Source organism: Paenirhodobacter enshiensis (genome assembly GCF_000740785.1).
Classification (GTDB): domain Bacteria; phylum Pseudomonadota; class Alphaproteobacteria; order Rhodobacterales; family Rhodobacteraceae; genus Rhodobacter; species Rhodobacter enshiensis.
Map to the genome: position 1 here is coordinate 219,235 of NZ_JFZB01000007.1, position 23,618 is coordinate 242,852.

General features: G+C 66.7%; 26 protein-coding genes. 13 read left to right on the forward strand and 13 right to left on the reverse strand.

All coding sequences use genetic code 11. From position 1 onward, the window contains the following. Positions 1–43 precede the first annotated feature (43 nt). The 4 genes from CG50_RS06165 to CG50_RS06180 all read right to left on the reverse strand — a co-directional run bounded on the left by CG50_RS06165 (position 44) and on the right by CG50_RS06180 (position 1,257). On the reverse strand, positions 44–241 hold the full coding sequence (locus CG50_RS06165; RefSeq protein ID WP_036636220.1) for a hypothetical protein: 198 nt from the start codon (positions 239–241) through the stop codon (positions 44–46). Positions 242–572: 331 nt separating this feature from the next. Beyond that, entirely contained in the window at positions 573–830 is a 258-nt protein-coding gene (locus CG50_RS06170) for a hypothetical protein (protein ID WP_051909605.1), read from the reverse strand. Continuing rightward, entirely contained in the window at positions 827–1,024 is a 198-nt protein-coding gene (locus tag CG50_RS06175) for a hypothetical protein (protein ID WP_036636221.1), read from the reverse strand. The genes CG50_RS06170 and CG50_RS06175 overlap by 4 nt, the downstream gene beginning before the upstream one ends. Next, positions 1,021–1,257 carry a hypothetical protein gene (locus CG50_RS06180; protein ID WP_036636222.1) on the reverse strand — a complete coding sequence of 79 codons (237 nt, stop codon included), beginning with the start codon at positions 1,255–1,257 and terminating at the stop codon, positions 1,021–1,023. Before CG50_RS06180 ends, CG50_RS06175 begins: the two co-directional genes overlap by 4 nt. Before the next feature lie 812 nt (positions 1,258–2,069). Here CG50_RS06180 and CG50_RS06185 point away from each other — a divergent pair. Both CG50_RS06185 and CG50_RS06190 read left to right on the forward strand, forming a co-directional pair. Continuing rightward, positions 2,070–2,810 carry an adenylate kinase gene (locus tag CG50_RS06185; RefSeq protein WP_051909607.1) on the forward strand — a complete coding sequence of 247 codons (741 nt, stop codon included), beginning with the start codon at positions 2,070–2,072 and terminating at the stop codon, positions 2,808–2,810. A 117-nt stretch (positions 2,811–2,927) separates the two neighbouring features. After that, complete coding sequence (locus CG50_RS06190) at positions 2,928–4,724, forward strand: MFS transporter (RefSeq protein ID WP_211248574.1); 1,797 nt, start codon at positions 2,928–2,930, stop codon at positions 4,722–4,724. 109 nt (positions 4,725–4,833) lie between these two features. Here the strand turns inward: CG50_RS06190 and arsC are convergent, their stop codons facing one another. The 3 genes from arsC to CG50_RS06205 are packed head-to-tail and all read right to left on the reverse strand — an operon-like array spanning position 4,834 to position 6,582. Then, entirely contained in the window at positions 4,834–5,178 is a 345-nt protein-coding gene (gene arsC, locus CG50_RS06195; RefSeq protein ID WP_036636223.1) for an arsenate reductase (glutaredoxin), read from the reverse strand. A gap of 4 nt (positions 5,179–5,182) precedes the next feature. Further along, positions 5,183–6,247, reverse strand: coding sequence for a quinone-dependent dihydroorotate dehydrogenase (locus tag CG50_RS06200; RefSeq protein WP_036636224.1), 1,065 nt, complete (start codon positions 6,245–6,247; stop codon positions 5,183–5,185). Continuing rightward, positions 6,244–6,582 (reverse strand): DUF952 domain-containing protein, encoded by a 339-nt coding sequence (locus CG50_RS06205; RefSeq protein WP_036636225.1) that lies wholly within the window; start codon positions 6,580–6,582, stop codon positions 6,244–6,246. The genes CG50_RS06200 and CG50_RS06205 overlap by 4 nt, the downstream gene beginning before the upstream one ends. 220 nt (positions 6,583–6,802) lie before the next feature. Between CG50_RS06205 and CG50_RS06210 the strand changes: the two genes are divergently transcribed. Next, complete coding sequence (locus tag CG50_RS06210; RefSeq protein WP_036636226.1) at positions 6,803–8,383, forward strand: bifunctional metallophosphatase/5'-nucleotidase; 1,581 nt, start codon at positions 6,803–6,805, stop codon at positions 8,381–8,383. Between the two features lie 305 nt (positions 8,384–8,688). On the opposite strand, the gene CG50_RS06215 is transcribed toward CG50_RS06210, so the two are convergent. The 3 genes from CG50_RS06215 to moaA form a co-directional block, all read right to left on the reverse strand. Beyond that, the gene (locus CG50_RS06215; protein ID WP_036636227.1) at positions 8,689–9,003 is read right to left on the reverse strand and encodes a GNAT family N-acetyltransferase; all 315 of its coding nucleotides are present in this window, start codon (positions 9,001–9,003) and stop codon (positions 8,689–8,691) included. Between the two features lie 59 nt (positions 9,004–9,062). Then, the gene (locus CG50_RS06220) at positions 9,063–9,470 is read right to left on the reverse strand and encodes a universal stress protein (RefSeq protein WP_036636228.1); all 408 of its coding nucleotides are present in this window, start codon (positions 9,468–9,470) and stop codon (positions 9,063–9,065) included. A gap of 93 nt (positions 9,471–9,563) precedes the next feature. Next, positions 9,564–10,571: a GTP 3',8-cyclase MoaA gene (moaA, locus tag CG50_RS06225; protein ID WP_036636229.1), complete on the reverse strand. Its 1,008-nt coding sequence runs from the start codon at positions 10,569–10,571 to the stop codon at positions 9,564–9,566. A 166-nt stretch (positions 10,572–10,737) separates the two neighbouring features. Here moaA and CG50_RS06230 point away from each other — a divergent pair, with 166 nt between their 5' ends. The 10 genes from CG50_RS06230 (at position 10,738) to CG50_RS06275 (ending at position 20,832) form a co-directional block, all read left to right on the forward strand. Continuing rightward, entirely contained in the window at positions 10,738–11,259 is a 522-nt protein-coding gene (locus CG50_RS06230) for a D-galactarate dehydratase (RefSeq protein WP_152559449.1), read from the forward strand. 4 nt (positions 11,260–11,263) lie between these two features. Next, the gene (locus CG50_RS06235) at positions 11,264–11,713 is read left to right on the forward strand and encodes a methyltransferase family protein (RefSeq protein ID WP_051909609.1); all 450 of its coding nucleotides are present in this window, start codon (positions 11,264–11,266) and stop codon (positions 11,711–11,713) included. A 243-nt stretch (positions 11,714–11,956) separates the two neighbouring features. Next, entirely contained in the window at positions 11,957–13,531 is a 1,575-nt protein-coding gene (locus CG50_RS06240; RefSeq protein ID WP_036636230.1) for a Re/Si-specific NAD(P)(+) transhydrogenase subunit alpha, read from the forward strand. Between the two features lie 15 nt (positions 13,532–13,546). Beyond that, on the forward strand, positions 13,547–14,986 hold the full coding sequence (pntB, locus tag CG50_RS06245) for a Re/Si-specific NAD(P)(+) transhydrogenase subunit beta (RefSeq protein WP_036636231.1): 1,440 nt from the start codon (positions 13,547–13,549) through the stop codon (positions 14,984–14,986). A 170-nt stretch (positions 14,987–15,156) separates the two neighbouring features. Beyond that, entirely contained in the window at positions 15,157–16,437 is a 1,281-nt protein-coding gene (locus tag CG50_RS06250; RefSeq protein ID WP_036636232.1) for a DUF3422 family protein, read from the forward strand. 155 nt (positions 16,438–16,592) lie between these two features. Continuing rightward, positions 16,593–17,906: an ABC transporter substrate-binding protein gene (locus CG50_RS06255; protein WP_051909612.1), complete on the forward strand. Its 1,314-nt coding sequence runs from the start codon at positions 16,593–16,595 to the stop codon at positions 17,904–17,906. Positions 17,907–18,052: 146 nt separating this feature from the next. After that, on the forward strand, positions 18,053–19,081 hold the full coding sequence (locus CG50_RS06260) for a threonine aldolase family protein (RefSeq protein WP_036636233.1): 1,029 nt from the start codon (positions 18,053–18,055) through the stop codon (positions 19,079–19,081). Positions 19,082–19,310: 229 nt separating this feature from the next. Continuing rightward, entirely contained in the window at positions 19,311–19,688 is a 378-nt protein-coding gene (locus CG50_RS06265) for an NADH:ubiquinone oxidoreductase subunit NDUFA12 (protein ID WP_036636234.1), read from the forward strand. A gap of 62 nt (positions 19,689–19,750) precedes the next feature. After that, complete coding sequence (gene mlaD / locus CG50_RS06270; RefSeq protein ID WP_081880308.1) at positions 19,751–20,353, forward strand: outer membrane lipid asymmetry maintenance protein MlaD; 603 nt, start codon at positions 19,751–19,753, stop codon at positions 20,351–20,353. Further along, complete coding sequence (locus CG50_RS06275; protein WP_338048260.1) at positions 20,350–20,832, forward strand: DUF2155 domain-containing protein; 483 nt, start codon at positions 20,350–20,352, stop codon at positions 20,830–20,832. The genes mlaD and CG50_RS06275 overlap by 4 nt, the downstream gene beginning before the upstream one ends. Here CG50_RS06275 and aat read toward each other — a convergent pair. From aat to accB, 3 genes are all read right to left on the reverse strand, one after another. Further along, positions 20,796–21,410 (reverse strand): leucyl/phenylalanyl-tRNA--protein transferase, encoded by a 615-nt coding sequence (gene aat / locus CG50_RS06280; protein ID WP_036636235.1) that lies wholly within the window; start codon positions 21,408–21,410, stop codon positions 20,796–20,798. The genes CG50_RS06275 and aat overlap by 37 nt on opposite strands. Before the next feature lie 224 nt (positions 21,411–21,634). Continuing rightward, positions 21,635–22,984, reverse strand: coding sequence for an acetyl-CoA carboxylase biotin carboxylase subunit (accC, locus tag CG50_RS06285; RefSeq protein WP_036636236.1), 1,350 nt, complete (start codon positions 22,982–22,984; stop codon positions 21,635–21,637). An 11-nt stretch (positions 22,985–22,995) separates the two neighbouring features. Then, positions 22,996–23,490 (reverse strand): acetyl-CoA carboxylase biotin carboxyl carrier protein, encoded by a 495-nt coding sequence (accB, locus tag CG50_RS06290; RefSeq protein ID WP_036636237.1) that lies wholly within the window; start codon positions 23,488–23,490, stop codon positions 22,996–22,998. Positions 23,491–23,618 lie beyond the last annotated feature (128 nt).

Sequence of the window (23,618 nt, forward strand, 5' to 3'; positions counted from 1 at the left end):
ATGTGCTGCCACGCGTCTTCGGTCTGGATCTGCATTGAAGCCATCACAGCGCCCCGGCCTTCGCCTCGACCTGGTAGCGCATCGCCCGGAGTTTCCGTTGCATGGCTACCAGCTTGCCGGCTTCCCTGATCGTCATGACGTTCGTGCGCACCACCGCGTCAATCAGCGCGTATTCACTGGATTTGAGGCAGGCGGCGAGCTTGGCCGTGTCCTGCGTCTTCGTGTGCATGTCGTCCTTCATCTCTTATCCTTCCTGACCTGTTCCTTGGTCCTGCTCGATGGTGAGGCCATTGTGACGGGCATAGGGCGACCAGCCCGAGGCATTGCCTCAGGTTGGTCCCTATCCCGCCGCGTGTTGTCCTGCTCGACGGAGCCGGCCACCGCTTAGGGCGCCCGAGGTCGTTTGACCCCGCCTCGGGCTTGCTCGCTACTTGAAGGCGCCGGGTCTGGCGCCTGATCCCCCGCTTCGAGCTTTCGGGCTGCGGTTGGCCTATGGGATCGCCCCGTGGCAGGCCTTGTGCTGTGTCGAACGCCACTGTCTGAACCGTCCAGACGACACAGGGTTTCGGCAATCAGAAGCCGGTGTCCTCCTCGTCAATCGGGTTCCACTCCGCGCCCTTCTCGGGCGTGGTCTCGCGGTAATGCTCGGCGACCATGCGCTTCATGATGTCGAGTTGCTTCGCGGTCGGGGTCCAGCTCTTGCGCTTGGACTGCTTGGCGATGCTCAGGGCGAAGTTCCGGGGCCAGCCCTCGGGGGCCGACCGGATCACGCCCGGCCAGCTCCACAGCAGTTCCTCAACGTTCGGGGCGATCTGGCAATGCGCGGTCATGCCGATGCCCCCCGGTCGAGGTCGGTCATGCGCTGCACCTCGGCCGCGCTCGGGCGCCAACCGGGTTCATAGGACGCATCGACCATCCGGGCGGCAAAGGCGCGATCCTCGGCGCTCTCCGCGTTCCGGGCGACGTGCGTCATCGCATAGACCAGCATCTGAACGTTCCGGGGCAATTCGAAATAGACGTTCATGCCGAGGCCTTCGCGGTGACATGGGCGAGGAAGCCCGCCTGTTCCTTCGGGGTGCAGGCATTGAAGCAGGCCAGCAGCCACGCCTTGCGCTCGAACGGGGTCGCGAAGCTCGCCCAGTCCTTGGCTTCGTCCAGGGCGTTCATGAGCGGCGGCACGGGCGCGCCGATGCGCATCCGTTCGAGGGCGTCCGACATGATCAGCGCCGCGTCGAGCGGATCGCACTCGGCGATCATGAAGCGAAGGGCGCTTGCCCGGTGAAACCGCCCCGAGTGATCTTCCGGGCAGAAGGTCTTACCAACCTGATTTGCCCCGGTCGCGCCCGCCAGGGGATAACGGTGAGGCGTTACAGGCGGAAGGTATCCAGCCCCTTCCTCGGCGGTATCAGGGACCCGTTTCGTTCCTGATTTGTCCGGATACTTTTCCGAGGCCATCGAGTTGTTATCAGGTGATACCTTCCGGGATGGACAATCCGAACTGAGCCGTGTCCGGGGCTGTTGCGAAGATATCGAGGGCGCCTTTCGGGCGCCCTTTTGCACGGCCCCATCTTCCGCCCGGTGGGGGGGCGAATCGAGGGGCCTGTCGGTGCGGCTCGCACCGAATCGCGGCGAATCGAATCCGGCTCTGGCAGGGCTGTTGCCGGAAAACATCGCGCGCATTGGCCGCCAGATCCCGCGCCTTGTCACAAGGTGTCAGGTCAAGCTGTTGTAACATCAGGATGAAATCCGGCGCCACAGCGGGGGCGGAGGGGCTCGCGAATTCGTGTTCAGGCCAAGCAAAGGGGCTTACGCAAATGAAAAACTTCTGATTACATGATTCCCGGAGAGAGGAACGTTCCCGGGCAACCGGGACGAATGCGGCCCCGGCCGCGACAGGGCCGTGAGGCCTTCAGGGAGGATGACCGCCATGACAGCGCTGTGCCGCTCGAACGACGATCACGGGACGCGCTTCGCCGCAGGGCGGAGCGCCGGGGTCCGTGCGGACCGCACCCGACCCGCGCCGCTCTTCGAGGATCTCGTCGAAACCCGCATGAATCGGAGCTGAGCGCATGGCGGAGACCGGACAGACTGTTGCCACGATCCCCGCCGTCCTGATCTTGCTTGGCCCCCCGGGGGCCGGGAAAGGCACCCAGGCGCGACTGCTTGAGGAAGACTTCGGCCTCGTCCAGCTGTCGACGGGCGATATGCTGCGCGCCGCGGTGGCCGGGGGAACGCCCGCAGGTCTTGCCGCGAAAGCGGTGATGGAGGCGGGTGGCCTCGTGTCGGACGAGATCGTGCTCGGTGTGTTGCGCGAGCGGATGGAGGGGCTGGCCGGGGGGCTGATCCTCGACGGGTTTCCGCGCACCGGGGCTCAGGCGCGCGCACTCGATGCGCTGCTGGCCGGGACCGGGCGCCGGGTCGATGCCGCCGTCAGCATGGAGGTGGACGACGACGCCATGATCGCGCGCGTTGCGGGTCGCTACAGCTGTGCCGGCTGCGGCGAGGGCTATCACGACAGGTTTCGCAAGCCGGCCGTGGCCGGGCAGTGCGACAAATGCGGCGGCCACGAGTTCCGCCGCCGCGCCGACGACACAGCCGAGACCGCGCGCAAGCGGCTTCAGGCCTATCACGACCAGACGGCGCCGCTGATCGCCCATTACGCGGCGCAGGGCGTGCTGAAGCGGGTCGACGCGATGGCAAGAATCGAGGCGGTGCGCGGTGCGCTCGCCGGGATTGTCCGGGGGCTGGACGGGGCGGCGGTGACGCCTCCCGCAGCCTCCGCGGCAGAGAGAAACCACCCGGAAATGTGACAACCGGGCGGAATAAAGCGGGCGCAGCCCTGCGGCGGCCTTACGGGAAAAAGGAGGCCCGTCGTCGCAGCTGCGCTCATGGCAAGGCCAAATGGCCAAGGGGGGAGAGAGACACCCATGACCAACGTGAATACCAACGTGGCGGCCACCCGGGCACGCCCGATGACGCGGGACGAGAAGCGCGTCATTCTGGCGTCGTCCGCGGGCACGATCTTCGAGTGGTACGATTTCTATCTTTACGGCTCGCTGGCCGCGATCATCGGCGCGCAGTACTTCACCTCGTTCCCCGAGGCGACGCGCAACGTTTTCGCACTGCTGGCCTTTGCCGCGGGCTTCATCGTGCGTCCGTTCGGCGCGCTCGTGTTCGGCTCGCTCGGCGATCTGGTGGGGCGCAAATACACCTTCCTGATGACCATCCTCATCATGGGTCTGTCGACCTTCATCGTGGGTATGCTGCCCGGCTACAACTCGTGGGGCGTGGCCGCGCCGATCATCCTGATCGTGCTGCGGATGCTGCAGGGGCTGGCACTCGGCGGCGAATACGGCGGTGCCGCGGTCTACGTGGCTGAACATGCGCCGCAGAACCGCCGCGGCTATTACACCGCCTTCATCCAGACCACCGCGACGCTCGGTCTGCTGCTGTCGCTGGTCGTCATCTTGCTGGTTCAGGGCTACGTCAACGCCAATTACGACGCGGTGCCGGTGCTCGATGCGGCCGGTCAGGCGGTGATGAATGCCGACGGTTCGGTCAAGATGATCAAGGCCTTCGACGCCTGGGGCTGGCGTATCCCGTTCCTCGGCTCGATCCTGCTGCTGGGCATCTCGCTCTATATCCGTCTGCAGATGGAAGAGAGCCCGGCGTTCAAGAAGATGAAGGAAGAGGGCGCGACCTCGAAGGCGCCGCTGCGCGAGGCCTTCGGCAACTGGAAGAACGGCAAGTTCGCGCTGATCGCGCTGCTCGGCCTCACCGCCGGTCAGGCCGTGGTCTGGTACTCGGGTCAGTTCTACGCGCTGTTCTTCGTGCAGAACGTCATCAAGGTCGACAGCTTCACCGCGAACGTGCTGGTGGCATGGTCGCTGATCCTGGGCACCGGTGGCTTCCTGTTCTTCGGGTCGCTGTCGGACAAGATCGGGCGCAAGCCGGTGATCCTCGGCGGATGCCTCGTCGCGGCACTGACCTACTTCCCGGTGTTCAAGATGCTGACCCATGTCGCGAACCCGGCGCTTTACGAAGCGCAGCTGGTGCGCGTCGTCGTCACCGCCGATCCGAACGACTGCTCGTTCCAGTTCAACCCGACGGGCACGGCGAAGTTCACCTCGTCTTGCGACATCGCGAAGACGGCGCTGAACAAGCTGTCGGTCAATGCGACCACCGTCGACGGGCCGGCCGGTCAGCCTGCCACGATCTCGATCGAGGGCAAGACGATCACCTCCTATGACGCAAGCAAGCTGTCGGGGGCCGATCTGGCCGCGGCGAAGAAGACCTTCGACACCGAGGTCAACGCGGCTCTGAAGGAAGCCGGTTACCCGCTGAACCCGGCCGAGAACAAGACCGTGGCCAAGGCGGCGAACTTCTTCGACATCTTCACCGGGCAGAAGCTGACGATGGTGGTCATCATGACCTACCTGATCTTGCTGGTGACGGCGGTCTACGGGCCCATCGCCGCGGCGCTGGTCGAGCTGTTCCCGACCCGCATCCGTTACTCGGGTCTGTCGCTGCCCTATCACATCGGCAACGGCTGGTTTGGTGGTCTGCTTCCCGCGACGGCCTTCGCCATCTCGGCGCAGAGCGGCAACATCTACGCGGGCCTGTGGTATGCGATCGTCGTGGCTCTGATGACGGTGGTGATCGGGGCGCTGTTCGTGCCGAACAACATCCACAAGCGCGATATCTTCGGCAAGGACAACATCTGATCCCGACCGAAGGGAGCAATGCTGAAACGGATCGGGCCGCCCTTCGGGGCGGCCCGGTTCATTTCAGAGAGGCGGATCCGGGCCGTGCTTCCTTGTCGCGGGGGTCCGCTCAGAGGATTTCGGCCACCGCCTCGGGCGGGCGGCCGATCCGGGCCTTGTCCGCGCGGATCACCACCGGACGCTCGATCAGACGCGGATGGGCGACGAGTGCGTCGAGGATCGCGGCCTCGGGCGCCTCGGGGGTCAGGCCCTCGGGCACCCCGGCCTCCTTCCAGCGCACGAGTGCCGCCGCCGGCTGGCCGAGCTTTCTCAGCACCTCTTCCAGTTCGGCGCGCGTGGGCGGGGCCTCCAGATACAGCCGCACCTCGGGCACGATGCCGCGTTCGGTCAGCAGGGCCAGCGTCGCGCGCGACTTGCCGCAGCGCGGATTGTGCCAGATCGTCACCTCGGCCATGGTCTCAGCCCTTCAGCCAGCGTTCGCGCCCGGTGCCCACCGCCTCGGCGACCGAGGTGAAGCCGTCGCGCGTCATCAGCGCATCGAGGCCGCGCAGGATCTCGGGCACGATCGAGAGCCCGCCATAGACCATCGAGGAATACAGCTGCACCGCCGAGGCGCCGGCGCGGATCTTCTCATAGGCCTGATCGGCCGTCGCGACCCCGCCCACGCCGATCAGCGGCAGCCGCCCCGCGGTCAGCTGCGACAGCCGGGCGAGAACCCGGGTCGAATGCACAAACAGCGGCGCGCCCGAGAGACCCCCCGGCTGGTTGCGCAACGGACTGCTCAGCCCCTCGCGCGACAGCGTGGTGTTGGTGGCGACGATGGCGTCGATGCCGGAATTCAGCGCCACCTCGGCGATCTGCTCAAGCTCCGCCGGGCCGAGATCGGGGGCGATCTTCAGAAACACCGGCACCCGCCGTTCAAGCCCGTCACGCACCGCGATCACCCCGGCCAGAAGCGCGCTCAGCGCCTCCTTGCCCTGCAGATCGCGCAGCTTCTCTGTGTTGGGCGAGGAGACGTTGACCGTCGCGAAATCGACATGCGGCCCCGCGATGCGCAAAACGGTGGCGAAATCTGCCGCGCGGTCCGCGCTGTCCTTGTTCGCTCCGAGGTTCAGCCCGACCGGCACCCCCGCCGGCCGCGCCGCCAGACGGCGCGCGATGGCCTCGACACCCTCGTTGTTGAAGCCGAAACGGTTGATGACGGCCCGGTCCTCGGTCAGCCTCCACAGCCGCGGCTTCGGGTTGCCGGGCTGCGGCCGGGGCGTCGCGGCGCCGACTTCCAGAAAGCCGAACCCCGCCCGCATCAGCGCGCCGAGCGCCACGGCGTTCTTGTCATAGCCCGCCGCGAGGCCGAGCGGGTTTTGCAGCTTCAGCCCCGCCACCTCGCATTCGAGCCGCGCGCAGCCGATCGGCCCCGGAAGCGGCACCAGCCCCATCTGCAACGCCTTGAGCGACAGTCCGTGCGCAAGCTCGGGGTCCATGCGGTGCAGCGCCGCCAGCCCGATCCGTTCGATGGTTTTCACGGCAGTTCCTCCGGGAAGATATGGCCCGAGCGACCGAGCGGCAGGGACGTGTCGCGCAGCACCTCGTCGAGGCGCAGCGCGCGATACAGATGCGGAAACAGCGCGCCACCGCGCGAGGGCTCCCATTTCAGCGCCGGGCCGAGGCGGTCGGCATCGACGGTGACCAGCACGAGATCCGATTCGGTCGCGAAATGCCGCGCCGCGGTTTCGGTCACCTGCGCCCCGGTCGAGAAATGGATGAACCCGTCGGCGAGGTCGACGGGGGCGCCGAGGGTCTCGCCCGCGGCCCGCAGCGCATCCCATTCGGGGCGCCGGAATATCTTGTAGATCAGCATGGCTCTGCAATGCCCCGGCGCGCCTTCCCGGTCAATCCCCGCAAGGGAGGCGATAGCGCCGGGGTGGCTCTGGCCGGTGCGCCCGGGGCGGTTTGCCGCGTTATTCAGCCGTTACCGGGATGGGGCAGGCTGGGTGGCGGTTGGCTTTGACAAGGGCCGGGCGGCGCCCGATGGTAACGGCGATGTGACCCGAAGGCGAAACACGCGTGGAGAGGAACCGATGAAGAGACTGCTTCTGCTGACGGTGGCGGCGCTTGGCCTGACGACCGGCATGGCGCGGGCCGATTACGTGCTGAACATCCTGCACACCAATGACATGCACAGCCGGATCGAGCCGATCAACAAGTTCGACGCCACCTGCTCGGCCGAGGACGATGCCGCCGGCAAGTGCTTCGGCGGCGTGGCGCGTATCGCGACCGAGGTGAAGGCGCTGCGGCAAAGCCTTGCGGGGCAGAACGTGCTGCTGGTCGATGCGGGCGATCAGTTCCAGGGCTCGCTGTTCTACACCACCTACAAGGGCAAGGCCGCGGCCGAGCTGATGAACGCCATCGGTTATCAGGCGATGGAACTCGGCAATCACGAATTCGACGACGGCCCGGCAAACCTGGCCTCGTTCATCGCGTCGGTGAACTTCCCGGTGATCTCGGGCAACCTCGATCTCAGCCGCTCGGAAGAGCTGCGCGGCAAGGTCGGGCGTACGGCGGTGTTCGACATCGGCGGGCAGAAGGTCGGCATCGTCTCGGCGCTTGCCGTCGACACGCCCGAGACCTCCTCGCCCGGCCCGAACGTGATCTTCCAAAGCGACATCGACAGCCTGAAGGCCGAGGTGGCCGATCTGCAGGCGCAGGGCATCACCAAAATCGTCGCGCTGACCCATGTGGGCTTCCCCGAGGACAAGCGCATCGCCGCCGAGGTGCCCGGGATCGACGCGGTGATCGGCGGGCATTCGCATACGCTGTTCTCGAATGACATCAAGGGCGCCGAGGCCTATCCGACCATGGTCGGCACCGTGCCGGTGGTCTCGGCCTATGCCTATTCGAAATACCTCGGCCATCTGGTGCTGACCTTCGACGACGCGGGCAATCTGAAATCGGCCGGTGGCGCGCCGATCCTGCTCGATGCCTCGGTCGCGCCCGACCCGCAGATCGCGGCCCGGGTGAGCGAACTCGCCGCGCCGATCCAGAAGGTGCGCGAGAAGGTCGTGGCGCAATCCACCGCCGCGATCGACGGCGCGCGCGAGACCTGCCGGGCCCAGGAATGCACGATGGGCAATCTCGTCGCCGATGCGATGCTCGACCGGGTGCGCGCTCAGGGGATCGAGATCGCGCTCGAAAACGGCGGCGGTCTGCGCGCCTCGATCGGGCAGGGGCCGGTGACGATGGGCGACGTGCTGACGGTGCTGCCGTTCCAGAACACGCTCTCGACGTTCCAGGCCAAGGGCTCGACGGTGGCGAAGGCGCTCGAAAACGGGCTGAGCCAGGTCGGGGAAGGCGCGGGCCGCTTCCCGCAGGTCGCGGGGCTGCGTTTCGTGTGGGACGCTGCGAAACCGGCGGGCGAGCGTCTTGTCTCGGTCGAGGTGAACGAGGCGGGCAAATGGGTGCCGCTCGATCCCGACAAGACTTACGGCGTGGTCACCAACAACTATGTCCGCACCGGCGGCGACGGCTACAAGGTCTTCGATGCCGAAGGGATGAACGCCTATGACTTCGGCCCCGATCTGGCCGATGTGACGGCGGATTATCTCGCGAAGACGGCGCCCTATACGCCCGCGCTCGACGGCAGGATCAAGCGGCTGAACTGACCCCTATCCCGCAGCGCCCGATCTCCGTTCCCGGGCGCCGCGCATTTGCTTTCGCGTCGCCCCAAATATCCCGGGGGTGAGGGCGAAGCCCGAGGGGGCAGAGCCCCCTGCCTTTCGCCACCCGCGGCACAGGGGGAGGCATGGGAAAGGGGCTCTGCCCCTCTTGCCCCTGCGGGGCAATTCACCCCGGGATATTTGGGGAAAGCCGAAAGATGCGAGCGGAGAGCGCTTCGGGGCCTCTGTGACGTGAAACGCGCGACCGGGACCGGCCGCGCGTTGGTCATTTCTCTCCGGGGGGGCGCGTTTCACAGCGCCGGAGTTTCGCCCGGGGCGCTGGTGAAATGGCGTGCCCATTCCGGGTGCCGGGCATATTGGGCCTGAACGAAGCTGCACACGGGCACGATCATCAGCCCGTCGCGCTCGGCATCGGCCAGAAGTGCTGCGAGCAGCGCCTTGCCCACGCCCTTTCCGCCCATGCTTTCGGGTACGATGGTATGGTCGGCGCTGACCACATCCGGTCCCTGGCGGGTGTAGATCAGCACGGCCTCGCCGGGGGAGCCTTCGATCCGCGCGACATAGCGGCCGTGGCGGGCGTCGGTTTCTTCTCGGGTTATCTGCATGTCGGTTCCTCCTCTGCCGGGCCGAGGATAACGCGTTCCGCGGCCCGGAAAAGCCCCTCTCAGCGCAGCACCATCACCGAGCAATGCGCATGGCGCACCACGCGTGCCGCGGTCGAGCCGATCAGGTAGTCGCCGAGCCCCGGCCGGTGCGAGGCGATCACCACGCAATCGGCACCGATCTCCTCGGCCAGAGACAGGATCTCGTTCGGCGCGTTGCCTTCGCGGATCACCACCGAGGCATCCTCGAATTCCGAAGCGTATTTATCGAGCGCGGTGCGCACGGTGTCGCGCAATTCGGTTTCGTAATCGGGCGGCATGTAGGAGATGGCGTAGGCCGGCACCTCGGCCAGAACATGGACCAGCGTCACCTTGGCGCCGGGGGCGGCCAGCGCACGCGCCACGTTCAGCGCCTGATCGGGGTTATGCTCCTCGTCGAAGGCGAGGGGGACGATGATGTTCGTGTACATTCCGGTTTCCTTTCGGGCGATAATCCGGTCCTGGCGTGTTCCACGCATGGCGCATCGCGGCAGCCCCGGCCTTGATCGGGATCAGATCGGGACTCAGCCGCCGGTATGGCTCATGCTGCGCGACATCTGACCCCGGACATGGGCGCGTGAATAGTCGAAATCGTGTCCCTTCGGTTTGTGCGCGATCGCGGTGCGGATGGCCGCGATCACGTCGTCGTCGCGCTCTGAGCCGCGCAGCGGGGCGCGCAGATCGGCGCGGTCCTCCTGGCCGAGGCACATGTAAAGCTCGCCCGTGGCGGTCACCCGCACCCGGTTGCAGCTTTCGCAGAAGTTGTGAGTGAGCGGCGTGATGAAGCCGACAGTCTGGCCGGTCTCCGCGATCCGGACATAGCGGGCGGGGCCTCCGGTGCGCAGCGGCAGCTCGCTCAGGGTGAACCGCTCGGCCAGACGCGCACGCAGATCGCTCAGCGCCCAATACTGGCCAAGGCGCTCGGCCTCGTCCATGTCGCCCATCGGCATGACTTCGATGAAGGTCAGATCGTGGCCTTCGCCCGCGCACCAGTCGAGCAGGGAGAACAGCTCGCTTTCGTTGAAGCCTTTCAGCGCCACGGTATTGATCTTCACCCGAAGGCCTGCGGCCTTCGCGGCGGCGATGCCCTCCATCACCTGATCGAGCCGGCCCCACCGCGTCACGCGGGCGAATTTCCCGGCATCGAGCGTGTCGAGCGAGACATTCACCCGCCGCACCCCGCAGGCGGCGAGGTCCGGTGCGAACCGCGCGAGCTGCGAGCCGTTGGTGGTCAGCGTCAGTTCCTCGAGTGCGCCGCTTTCGAGATGGCGCGACAGCGCACGAAACAGCGCCATAACGTTGCGCCTGACCAGCGGCTCGCCCCCGGTCAGGCGCAGCTTGCGCACCCCGAGCCCGACGAAGGCCGAGCACAGCCGGTCCAGCTCCTCAAGGGTCAGCAGCTCTTTCTTCGGCAGGAACTGCATGTGTTCGGACATGCAATAGACGCAGCGAAAATCGCACCTGTCGGTGACCGATACACGCAAATAGGTGATCGGGCGGGCAAAGGGATCTGTGAGCGGCATGTCTGACATGCGTCACAGGTAGGGCACCCGCCCCGCCGAGGCAAGCCGCTGCCGAGCCCGTCCCTCGCAGTCCCTGTTGCAGTCCCTGTTGCGGCCGCCCGTTGCGGCCCCCTGTTGCGGATTGCGGGGCGGGGGCAAGCGGCCTAGGGTCGGGCACGGGACGAAGGCATCACGGATGATGAAGATGACGAATGGCGGCGAAATGGCGGGCAGGGCGATGGCCCGGAGGCTGGTGCGCGCCGCGGTGCGCCTGAGCGCACTGGGCGCACTGACCGGGGGGCTGTCAGGTTGCTTCCTGATCGGCGGATGGGAGTTTCCCCGCATTTCCCCGGCCCAGACCGCGCCGGCCGCGAGTCCGGCAGGGATGGCGGCCTCGGGGCAGAGCGTGGCGGCGCTCGACACCACCACGGCGGCAGAGCGCCGGGCCGCCGCCGAAGCGGGCGGGGGGGCGAAGGTCGGCTCGACCGTCGCGAGCCTCGGCGATCCGACGGTTGAAGGGTTCTGGGCACGTACGCCGCTGGTCAGCGCGCCGGTGAAGGGACGGCTGGCGGATCCGCGCACGGGCGCCTCGGTCGCGGTCGATCTGCAGCCGCTCGCCGGGCCGAAGGGAGCGGGTTCGCAGGTCTCGCTTGCGGCGATGCGCGCGCTCGGCGTGTCGCTGACCGATCTGCCGCATCTCGACGTCTACCGGAACTGAGCCGATGCGCCGCCTGCTGCGCGAGATCGACATTCCGCCGCTGTGGCTGGCGATCGCCGCGGCGGCGATCTGGGGCGTGGCGCGGGTCTGGCCGGTGATGCTGCCCGGTGCGCGGCCGGTGGGCGGTGCGCTGATCGCGCTCGGGTTGCTGCTGACGGCGGTCGCGGGCGGGCAGATGCTGTGGCGGCGCACCTCGCCGATCCCGCGCCGGGTGCCGCGGGTGATGCTCGACAGCGGGGCCTTCGCGCTGTCGCGCAACCCGATCTACCTGTCGGACGCGATCATGCTGACCGGCTGGATGCTGTGGTCGGGCGGGATCTGGGGCGCGCCCGTCGTCGCGCTGTTCATGCTCTGGATCACGCGCCGCTACATCCTGCCCGAGGAGGCCGAGATCGCCCGCCGCTTCGGTCCGGCCTTCGACACCTACCGTGCGAAGGTGCGGCGCTGGCTGTAACCGGCGCCCCCGCGACACTTTTTCGCAGCGCTTCCGGTCCGGAAGTTGTCTCTGCAATGCACTGAAATATAATGAAAAATATGGTATCCCGCGGTATCCTGATGTATACCTTTGTCTAGCTTTCGGATTTCATGACTTTGCCCGGTCCTTTTTGTTGAGGATTTTTTCCCCCCGATGTTATGAGGCCATTATGTCTTTCCGGCCGGGGGCACGGTCGGGCCAATCTCACAAGGGGGAGAAAGCGTGAGAATCGGAGCTCCGAAAGAGGTATTCGAGGGCGAAGCCCGCGTCGCGATGACGCCGGATTCGGCCACTCAGCTGCAAAAGCTCGGCCATCAGTGTTTCGTCGAGACGGGTGCGGGTCAGGCCGCGGGCTTCACCGATGCGGCCTATCAGGCCGCGGGCGTGACCGTTCTGCCGGGTGCCGAGGCGCTGTTTTCGGGCGTCGACGTGGTGGTCAAGGTGCGTCCCCCCGTCGAGGCCGAGATCGACCGGCTGTCCAAGGGGCAGACGGTGATCTCGTTCTTCTACCCGGCGCAGAATGCCGAGCTTCTGGCGCGCGCCGAGGCGACGGGCGCCACCGTCATCGCGATGGACATGGTGCCGCGCATCAGCCGGGCGCAGAAGATGGACGCGCTGTCCTCGATGGCGAACATCGGCGGCTATCGCGCGGTGATCGAGGCGGCGAACAACTTCGGCCGGTTCTTCACCGGGCAGGTGACGGCGGCGGGCAAGGTGCCGCCGGCGAAGGTGCTGGTGATCGGCGCGGGCGTCGCGGGGCTGGCGGCGACCGGTGCGGCGGTGTCGCTCGGCGCGATCACCTATGCCTTCGACGTGCGTCCCGAGGTGGCCGAACAGATCAACTCGATGGGCGCGGAATTCGTGTTCCTCGACTTCGCGGGCGAGGCGCAGGACGGCGCGGCGACGGGCGGCTATGCGGCGCCTTCGAGCCCGGAGTTCCGCGAGGCGCAGCTGAAGAAATTCCGCGAGATTGCGCCCGATATGGACATCGTGATCTCGACCGCGCTGATCCCCGGCCGGCCGGCGCCGGTGCTGTGGACCAAGGATATGGTCGACAGCATGAAGCGCGGCTCGGTGGTGATCGACCTCGCGGCCGAGCGCGGCGGCAACTGCGAATACACCGTGCCCGATCAGCGGGTGGTGACGGAGTCGGGCGTGATCGTCATCGGTTACACCGACTTCCCGTCGCGCATGGCGGCGCAGGCCTCGCAGCTTTACTCGACCAACATCCGCCACATGATCGCCGATCTGACGCCCGGCAAGGACGGCGTGATCGTGCAGAACATGGAAGACGACGTGATCCGCTCGGCCACGGTGGCGCATGACGGCGCGATCACCTTCCCGCCGCCGCCCCTCAAGGTGAAGGCGATCGCGGCGCAGAAGCCGCGCGAGAAGGCGCCCGAGCCCACCCCCGAGGAGCGCAAGGCCGCCGAGGCCGCCGCGTTCCGCAAGGCCACCCGCACGCAGGTCGGTCTGCTGGCGCTTGGCACGGTGCTGATCCTCGCGGTCGGCGCGGTGGCTCCGGCTTCGTTCATGTCGCATTTCGTGGTGTTCATGCTGGCCTGCTTCGTCGGCTTCCAGGTGATCTGGGGCGTCAGCCACAGCCTGCACACGCCGCTGATGGCGGTGACCAACGCGATTTCGGGGATCGTGATCCTCGGCGCGCTGGCGCAGATCGGTTCCGGAAGCTGGCTGGTGACGGTGCTGGCCGCTCTGTCGGTGCTGGTCGCCACGATCAACATCGCCGGCGGGTTCCTTGTCACGCGGCGTATGCTTGCCATGTTCCAGAAGTCGTAAGCGGAGGGAAACGCAATGCTTTCCACGGGTATCGTTGCCGCGGCCTATATCGCCGCCGCGGTTCTGTTCATCCTTTCGCTCGGCGGCCTCTCGGGGCAGGAGAGCGCCAAGCGCGCGGTCTGGTATGGCATCGCGGGCATGGCGCTGGCGCTGGTCGCGACGATCTTCGGGCCGGGCATCGGACATGGCTGGGTGATCGCGCTGATGCTGATCATCGGCGGCGGCCTTGGCTGGTATGTCGCCAAGCGCGTCGAGATGACCGAGATGCCGCAGCTGGTCGCGGCGCTGCACAGCTTCGTCGGCCTCGCCGCGGTGTTCATCGGCTACAACTCGTATATCGAGATGGCCCGCGTCGCCGCGATGGACGAGACCGCGCGCGCCGCACTGAGCGGTTTCGCCGCGATCATCGCGCACAAGACCGGGGCTGAACTCAGCATCCTGCGCGTCGAGCTGTTCCTCGGCGTGTTCATCGGTGCGGTGACCTTCACCGGCTCGGTCGTCGCCTTCGGCAAGCTCGCGGGCAAGCTCGACGGCAAGGCGAAGAAGATGCCGGGCGGTCACATGCTGAACATCGCGGCCGCCGTCGTGTCGCTGATCGCGCTGATCGCCTTCCTGAACGGCGCCGGGGCCTGGGCGCTGATCCTGATGACGCTGTGCGCGCTGTTCATCGGCTGGCACCTGATCATGGGCATCGGCGGCGCCGACATGCCGGTGGTGGTGTCGATGCTGAACAGCTATTCGGGCTGGGCGGCGGCGGCCATCGGTTTCTCGCTCGGCAACGATCTGCTGATCGTGACGGGTGCGCTGGTCGGTTCCTCGGGTGCGATCCTGAGCTACATCATGTGCAAGGCGATGAACCGCAGCTTCATCTCGGTGATCCTCGGCGGTTTCGGGGCGTCGAAGGGTCCGGCGATGAAGGTCGAGGGCGAGCAGGTTGCCATCGACACCCAGGGCGTGGCCGATCTGCTGACCGAGGCCGAGAGCATCATCATCGTGCCGGGCTATGGCATGGCGGTGGCGCAGGCCCAGCAGGCGGTGTCCGAGCTGACCCAGCTGCTGCGCTCGCGCGGCAAGGAAGTGCGTTTCGCGATCCATCCGGTTGCCGGCCGTCTGCCCGGGCACATGAACGTGCTGCTGGCCGAGGCCAAGGTGCCCTATGACATCGTGATGGAGATGGACGAGATCAACGACGATTTCCCGAACACCGATGTCGCGATGGTCATCGGCTCCAACGACACGGTCAACCCGGCCGCCGAGGAGGATCCGAACTCGCCCATCGCCGGGATGCCGGTGGTCGAGGTGTGGAAGGCCCGTCATGTGATCGTGTGCAAGCGCGGTCAGGGAACCGGCTATTCCGGCATCGAGAACCCGTTGTTCTACAAGGAGAACACCCGGATGTTCTATGGCGATGCGAAGAAGTCGATCGGCGATCTTCTGGTCGCGCTGAAGCGCTGATTCAACGGATGCCGCGATCCCGGGCCCCGCTGCAAGGCGGGGCCTTTTTCATGGGCGATCGGCCTGCCCGCGACCATCGGACGCGCCCTTCCTGTGCAATGCTTCATTGTCCGTTCACCTTTTTCGCGCTGAACTGACCGGGCATGACGCCCCGGCTCAGGAGACCCGCGATGATCGAGGACCACCCGCTGCGCGCCGCCCTGGTGGAAGAGCTGCACGCCCGCCCGTTTCCACTGATCTCCGTGCCGTCCGAGGTGGTCTATCTCGCGCTCAAGGAACCGCGCGACGCCGCCAACCGCGACCGCGGCCGCGACATCGCGCATCTCGCCGAACTTTGCGCGCCCTGGGGCGTGATGCCGCCCGCCGAGGCCACGCATTTCGCCGCGACCCTCGGCGCGCATGAGCTGACCTGGGAAAGCCATACCGAGTTCGTCACCTGCTTCTCGCGCCGGGTGGGGTTGGCCGCCGAGCCCTTCGATCCGGTCGAGGCCGCGATCTTCCCCGAGGACTGGATCGCCCGCGCGCCCGGCCGGCGCCTCGCGGCGGTGCAGATGCGCATCGAGCACCTGCCCGGAGATCCGCATCGCGTGCCCGCTCTGGTCGAGGACTGGTTCGACAGCGAGACCCTGGTCTGCGGCTGGGTGATGGATCAGGCGGCGCTGATCGCCACCGATTTTCGCATCGACCCGAACGGGCAGATGCGCTTCGCGGTCTTCGTCGCCCCCGGCACAGGGCCTGCCCGCGTCGGCCGGCTGGTGCAGCGCCTGTGCGAGATGGAGACCTATCGCGCGCTCTCGATGCTCGGCCTCGGGCAGGCGCGCGGGCTGACGAAACGCCTCAACGCCCTCGATCCGGAGCTTTCGGCGCTGGTGGCGGAGCTTGGTTCCGACGACGCCCCGGCCGAGGAGACCTTGCCCCGGCTTCTGGCGATCTCGGGCGGACTCGAGGGGCTGGCGGTCAGCTATTCGTTTCGCTTCGGTGCGACGCAGGCTTATGCGGCACTGGTGCACGAGCGGCTCGAGGCTTTGCGCGAAACCCGCTTCGAGGCCCGCCAGCGTGTCACCGAATTCATGCAGCGCCGTTACGAGCCGGCGATGCGCACCGTGCTGTCGGCCGAGGCGCGGCTGACCGCGATGGTCGAACGCAGCTCGCGCGCGGCGGAGCTTTTGCGCACCCGCGTCGAGGTCACCCGCGCCGAGCAGAACCAGCATGTCCTTGAAAGCATGAACCGGCGCGCGGCGTTGCAACTGCGGCTGCAAAACACCGTCGAGGGGCTTTCGGTCGTCGCGATCAGCTATTACGCGGTCAGCCTCGCGGGCTATCTCGCCTCGCCGCTCGCGGCGAAGCTCGGCCTCGGCAAGGAGCTGGCGGTGGGGCTGCTGACCCCGGCGGTGGTCGCGGGGGTATGGCTGATGGTGCGCCGCATCCGGCGCCGCGCCGAGGCCGCCTGAGACCCCGAAGCCTCAACCAGCCGGTAAAAGACCGGGGTTCGGGCGGAACAGAGGGATTTTTCGGGTGACAGGGGCGGGGTGTGCCGCTTACCTCCGGGCACGGATATCACGGGCCGAAGACGCGGCCCGGCCGACATCGGGCGGGAGGACATCGCATGAGCAGTTCATTCAATGGTGGAGCGAAGATCGGGGGCGGAACGAAGATCGGGGCAGGGCTGGGGCGGCGCAGCGTGCTGGCGCTTGGCGGCGCGGCGCTGGCGGCACCGCTGATCGGCGGGCGGGCGCTTGCGGGGCCGGGCGATGCGATCCGCCTCGGCGCGCCGTTCCACCGCACCGGCATCGGTGCCTCCTATGGCCGCTGGTATGAACGCACCGCGACCGCGGCCCTCGCCCGGATCAACGCCGCGGGCGGCATCAACGGTCTGCCGGTCGAGATGATCGTCGAGGACGACGGCACCGATCCGAAGCGCGGTGTCGAGGTGATCGAGAAATTCGCCACCGATTACAAGGTCGACGCGGTGTTCGGCCATCTGTTCTCGCATGTCGTCGCGGCCAGCGCACCGCGCGCGGGCGAGCTGAAGATGCCCTATTTCATGTGTTCGGAAACCCATGCGCTCGCGGCGGGGCGGTTCAACCGCTATTGCTTCCAACCCTCGATGACCGACGTGAAAAGCCAGATCCGCTCGATGGGGCCGTGGATCGCCAACACGCTCGGGCGCAAGGTGACGCTGATCTATCCCGATTACGCCTTCGGCTACGATCACCGCGACAACATGACCGCCGCCATCGAGGCGCAGGGGGGCAAGATCGTCGCCTCGATCGCCATTCCGCCGACCGAAACCAGCTTCACCCGCTACCTGCCGCGCATCCCCTTCGACACCGAGGTGATCTATCACGTCATGGTCGGTCCCTCGGTGCTGACCTTCGTGCGCGAACTGGGCGAGCACATGGGCAGCCACCGCCCGGCGATCTTCGGCTTCATCGACAGCCTGGAGGCCGTGCCTCTCGATCAGCCGCAGCTCGACTTCCTCGAAGGCACCTATTTCTGGGAAGGGATGCCGCGCTATGCCCAGAAGGATCAGACCGAGTTCGACAAGACCTATCGCACGGCGCTGAACCTCGACGACACCGGGGCGACGGTGGGCGATGCGAAGGATGTGGCGACCTATTCGCACATGTTCTCGGTGTGGGAGACGCTTTACGCGATCAAGGCGGCGATGGAGGCCGCGGATTATCGCGGTCCGGCGCAGAAGACCGACATGCTCGAGGCGATGGAGGCGACGGCAGGGTTTGCCGAATCGGACGCTTTCCCGCAGGGCGAAAAGCTGTTCAATGGCCGCACCCATCAGGCTTTCGGCCATCAGAACATTTCGAAGATGACCGCCGGCCGGCTCGAGGTGGTCAGCCGCACCACGATCGAGGATACGCTTTATCCCGATGAGGTCGATTACACCAAGATGTCGTTCTGAGTTTCGGGGAAGGGGCGGGGCATCCGTTCCCCTTCCAACGCCGGGGCGGCGAAACGGTTGCGTTTCGCCGCCCCGCTCGCTATCCCGCCCTGCGCACTGCGGGGCGCACAGCCGCCCGGAAACCAGTGCGGAAACGGAGTGCGACCATGGACCAGCAATTCGCCAGCGATAATTATGCCGGGATCTGCCCCGAAGCGTGGCAGGCCATGCAGGAGGCGAACGCGGGCTCTGCCGTATCCTATGGCGACGACGACTGGACGCATCGTGCCGCCGACGGTTTCCGCACGCTGTTCGAAACCGAATGCGAGGTGTTCTTCGTGTTCAACGGCACTGCGGCGAACTCGCTCGCGCTCGCCGCGCTGTGTCAGTCCTATCACAGCGTGATCTGCGCCGAGACCGCCCATATCGTCACCGACGAATGCGGCGCGCCCGAGTTCTTCTCGAACGGCTCGAAGCTGATGACGGTGCCCGCCCATGACGGCAAACTGACGCCCGGGGCGATCCGCGCCGTCGCGCGGTCGCGCAGCGACATCCATTTCCCGAAACCCTCCGTCGTCACCATCACTCAACCGACCGAGGTCGGCACCGTCTATACGCTCGACGAGGTGCGCGCGATCTCGGCGGTGTGCCGCGAGCTGGGGTTGAAGCTGCACATGGACGGTTCGCGCTTCGGCAATGCCTGCGACACGCTCGGCTGTTCGCCCGCCGAGGCCAGCTGGAAAGCCGGCGTCGACGTGCTGTGCTTTGGCGGCACCAAGAACGGCATGGCGGTGGGCGAAGCGGTGCTGTTCTTCGATCATGCCCTCGCCTTCGAGTTCGACTACCGCGCCAAGCAGGCGGGACAGCTCGCCTCGAAGATGCGGTTTCTCTCGGCGCCCTGGGTGAAGATGCTGGAAACCGGGGTGTGGCGGAAGAACGCGGCGCATGGCAATGCCTGCGCGCAGCGGCTGATGGGCGCCATCGGCGATCTTCCGGGCGTCGGGGCGATGTTCCCGGTCGAGGCGAATTCGGTCTTCCTGCGCGCCCCCGAGCCGGTGCTCGAGGCGCTGCGCGACAAAGGCTGGCGATTTTACACCTTCATCGGCGGCGGTGCGCGCTTCATGTTCGCCTGGGACGCCGATCCGGCCCGGGTCGACGCTCTCGGCGCCGATATCCGCGCGGCGGCGCTTGGCTGAGCGTCGCCCCCCTTTCGCTTTGCCGAAAATATCCCGGGGGTGAGGGCGCAGCCCGAGGGGGCAGAGCCCCCTCCCTTATACCGCCCGCGAGGCCGATCCCCCTGCCTTCGATCTTCCGCCGCGCCCGTGGTGTGCGGTTTCCCCCCCTGCGCGGCTTCCGGTGTGTTCTCGGCACTGGACCTCGCCGTCCGAGCGGCTATAACCACAGCAGACGTTGCGGAGGATTTCCATGTCATTCCTGACTCGCGTGTTCACCTGGTGGAACGGCCAGACCATCGGAACCAAGCTTTACACCTCGCACAAGGGGCGCAAGGTTGGCGAGGACGCGCAGGGAAACGTGTATTACCAGACCGCCGACGGCAGCCGCCGCTGGGTGATCTACAATGGCGAGATCGAGGCAAGCCGCGTCGCGCCGGAATGGCATGGCTGGCTGCACCACACCTGGGACGAGCCGCCGACCACCGATCCGGTCGTGCACAAGGCCTGGGAGCTTCCGCATCACGAAAACCTGACCGGCACCGGTGCCGCCTATCGGCCGAAAGGCTCGATCGCGGGCGCGGCGCAGCCGGTCGAACGGCGTGACTATGACGCCTGGCAGCCCGAGTGAAACCGCGCCCTGCGCAGTTTTTCGCGGCAAACTCCGGCGACGGCCGGCGACGGTGAAAGAACATGAGTGAAAATCGCATCGAAGTGCTGACCGGAGCGGTCGTTCTGATCGTCGCTGTGGGCTTTCTCGGCTGGGCCGGGAAGGGGCATGGTCTCGCCGCCAATGTCGGGACCTATCCGCTCCACGCCGCGTTCCGCTCGGTTGAGGGGGTTTCCTCCGGAACCGACGTGCGCATGGCCGGGGTCAAGATCGGCACCGTCAGCGATGTGCATCTGGATCCGAAGACCTTCTTCGCCGAGACCACCATCGGCATCTACAAAGGCATCGACCTGCCTGACGATTCACAGGTTATCGTTGCTTCCGAAGGACTTATGGGTGGGTCTTACATCGAGATCCAGCCCGGCGGCAGCGCGACCAATTTCGCCCCGGGCGACGAGATCACCGATACCCAGGGGGCCATCTCGACGCTCGGACTGCTGATGAAATTCGTCGGCAGCGCGGCGAAGGATACGGTGACCAAGAACGCCAACGATTCGGCCGCGGCCGCGGCTGCATCGGGCTCTCAGACGCCGGCCGCTGCCGCTCCTGCGGATGCGCCTGCCTCGGAGGCGCCGGCAACGGACGCCCCTGCGGGCGAGGCTCCGGCTTCCGGGGCATCGAAGTGAGCAGCGCCATCCGCCTCGGGCCCGCGCTGCGGGCCCTTGGACTTGGCGGGGCGCTGTGCCTCGCCGGTTTCGGCGCGCCGGCGCTGGCTCAGAACTTCCAGGCGGCGCCTGCGCCTTCCGCCTCTGCGCCCATCGCCCCTCAGCCCGATATCGTCGAGCGCACCGTGGCGCAGGCGGATAACCTTGCGTCCGGTTCGGGGGCGCTGCTGCGTGGCCTCGACAAGATTGCCGGCCAGTCGGACGATCTGCCGGTGCGGGCCGGCCAGACCGTGACGTTCGGCGGGCTTCTGGTGTCCTTGCGCGAGTGCCGCTATCCGGCTGACGATCCGTCCTCGAATGCCTATGCCTATCTGGTGATCCGCGAGAAGGACGGCGGCAAAGTCGATTTCGAGGGCTGGATGATCGCAGACAGCCCGGCACTGAATGCCCTTGACCACCCGCGCTATGACGTCTGGGTCATGCGCTGCACCAGCAACTGAGGCGTGGGCAGCGTCCCGGCGCGGAAATCGGCGCGGGCGTGGAGCGCGGCCTCCAGTCGGGCACGATAGTCGGCGCGCGGGATCTCGATCCCGCCGAGGCTTGCCAGATGCGGTGTGAGATATTGCGTATCGAACAGCGTGAACCCCGTTTGCCGCAGCCGGTCGACGGTATAGGCAAGCGCCACTTTCGAGGCATCGGTCACGCGCGAGAACATGCTTTCGCCGAAGAACGCCGTGCCGAGGGTCACCGCGAACACCCCGCCCACCAGCGCCTCTCCGGCCCGGACCTCCAGCGAATGGGCATGGCCGCGGCGGAATAAAGCACGATACAGCTCGAACAGCGGCGCGTTGATCCAGGTTTCGGACCGGTCGGCGCAGCCCTGCACCACGCCCTCGAAATCGCCGTCGATGCGGATCTCGAACCCCGAGCGCCGGATCGTGCGCGCGAGTGAGCGCGAGATGTGAAACCCGTCGAGCGGGATGATCCCGCGCAGCCTTGGCTCGAACCAGTAAAGCGTCGGGTCGTCGCGGCTTTCGGCCATCGGGAAGATGCCCTGCGCATAGCCCGCAAGCAGCATGTCAGGGCTGAGGACTGGCGCCACCTCGCGGTCTCCCTGTCGTCATTATCGGTTCGGGCAAGCCTAGCACCGGCTTCGGCGGGGGGGAATGTCCGCCACTCGCCGAGCCCGGCGATTTTCGCGGTGCTCTTTGGGAAACGCATCGCTTTTGGGGGGAATCCATCCCCCGAAATGCGAACGGCGCCCCGTGGGGCGCCGTTGCGGATCTTCCGGTGAAGGCCCGATCAGGCCTCGTAATGCTCCGCCAGCCACTTTTCGAGCCAGTGGATCGAGTAGTTGCCCTTCTGGATGTCGGGCTCTTTCAGCAGCGCCTGGAACAGCGGCACGGTGGTGTCGATCCCGTCGACCACCAGCTCGCCGAGCGCACGGCTGAGCCGAGCCAGTGCCTCGTCACGGTCGCGCGCGTGCACGATCAGCTTGCCGATGAGGCTGTCGTAATAGGGCGGGATCTTGTAGCCGTCGTAGATCGCCGAATCCATGCGCACGCCAAGGCCGCCGGGCGCATGATACTGGGTGACCTTGCCGGGGCAGGGAATGAAGCCCGGCACCTTCTCGGCGTTGATCCGGACCTCGATCGCGGCACCGCGGATATGCAGGTCCTTCTGATGGAACTCCATCGGTTCGCCGGCGGCGACACGGATCTGCTCGCGCACGAGGTCGACGTCATAGATCGCCTCGGTCACCGGATGTTCCACCTGCAGACGGGTGTTCATCTCGATGAAGTAGAACTCGCCATCCTCGAACAGGAACTCGATGGTGCCGGCGCCCGAGTATTTCAGTTCGCCCATCGCCTTGGCGACGGTCGAGCCGATGCGCTCGCGCTGTTCGGGGGTGATGACGGGGCCGGGGGCCTCTTCGAGCACCTTCTGGTGACGACGCTGCAACGAACAGTCGCGCTCGCCCAGATAGACCGCGCGGCCCTTGCCGTCGCCGAAGACCTGGATCTCGATATGACGCGGCTTCTGGAGATATTTCTCCATATACACTTCGTCATTGCCGAAAGCGGCCTTGGCCTCGGCGCGGGCGGTGTGGAACGCGCTGTCGAGCTCATCGCCCGAAAGTGCCACCTTCATCCCGCGGCCGCCACCACCGGCGGTCGCCTTGATGATGACCGGGTAGCCCATGCTCTCGGCGCAGGCGCGGGCCTCGTCGAGGGTGTGCACGCCACCGGCCGAGCCCGGAACCACCGGGATGCCCAGCTTCTTCGCGGTTTCCTTGGCGGTGATCTTGTCGCCCATCAGGCGGATATGCTCCGCCGACGGCCCGATGAAGGTGATGCCGTGATCTTCCAGCGCCTGAACGAAATTCGCGTTCTCGGAAAGGAAGCCGTAGCCCGGGTGGATCGCCTGCGCGCCGGTGATTTCGCACGCCGCGATGATCGCGGCGACATTGAGATAGCTCTGCGACGAGGGCGCCGGGCCGATGCAGACGCTTTCGTCGGCCAGACGCACATGCATGGCGTCGCTGTCGGCGGTCGAGTGCACGGCGACCGAGGCGATCCCCATCTCGCGGCAGGCGCGGATCACGCGCAGCGCGATCTCGCCGCGGTTGGCGATCAGGATCTTGTCGAACATCCGCCCGCCCCTCACTCGACGATCATCAGCGGCGAGCCGAATTCCACCGGCACACCATCGTCGACCAGGATGCGCTTGACCGTGCCCGAGGCCGGGGCCGGGATATGGTTCATCGTCTTCATCGCCTCGACGATCAGCAGGGTCTGGCCCTTCGCGACGGTATCGCCGACCTTGACGAAGGCCGCGGCACCCGGTTCGGGCGACAGGTAGGCCGTGCCGACCATCGGCGAGGTCACGGCGCCGGGCAGCGTCGCGGGATCGGCCGAAGCGGCCGCGGCAGGAGCCGGAGCAGCGGCAGGCGCGGGCGCTGCGGCAGGTGCCTGGGCATAGACGGGCGCGGCGACCGGGGCGGAAATCACGGTTGCCTGCTTGGCCACGCGAACTTCGAGGCTGTCGTCCTCGCCATATTCGCGCACCACCGAGATTTCGGTCAGCTCATTCTTGTTCAGCAGCTCGGCGAGCGCCTGAATGAATGCCACGTCGTTTTCATGGGATTGTTTCGTCATGCCGTCCTCGGAAGGTGGTTCAGATCTTCGCGGTCCCGGTCTCGTGCCGGGGTTACCGGTATCATCGGGGCTTTATACGCGGTCAGGCGGGCGGTGAAAAGCCGGAAGCTGATCGGCAGTCTTGACGA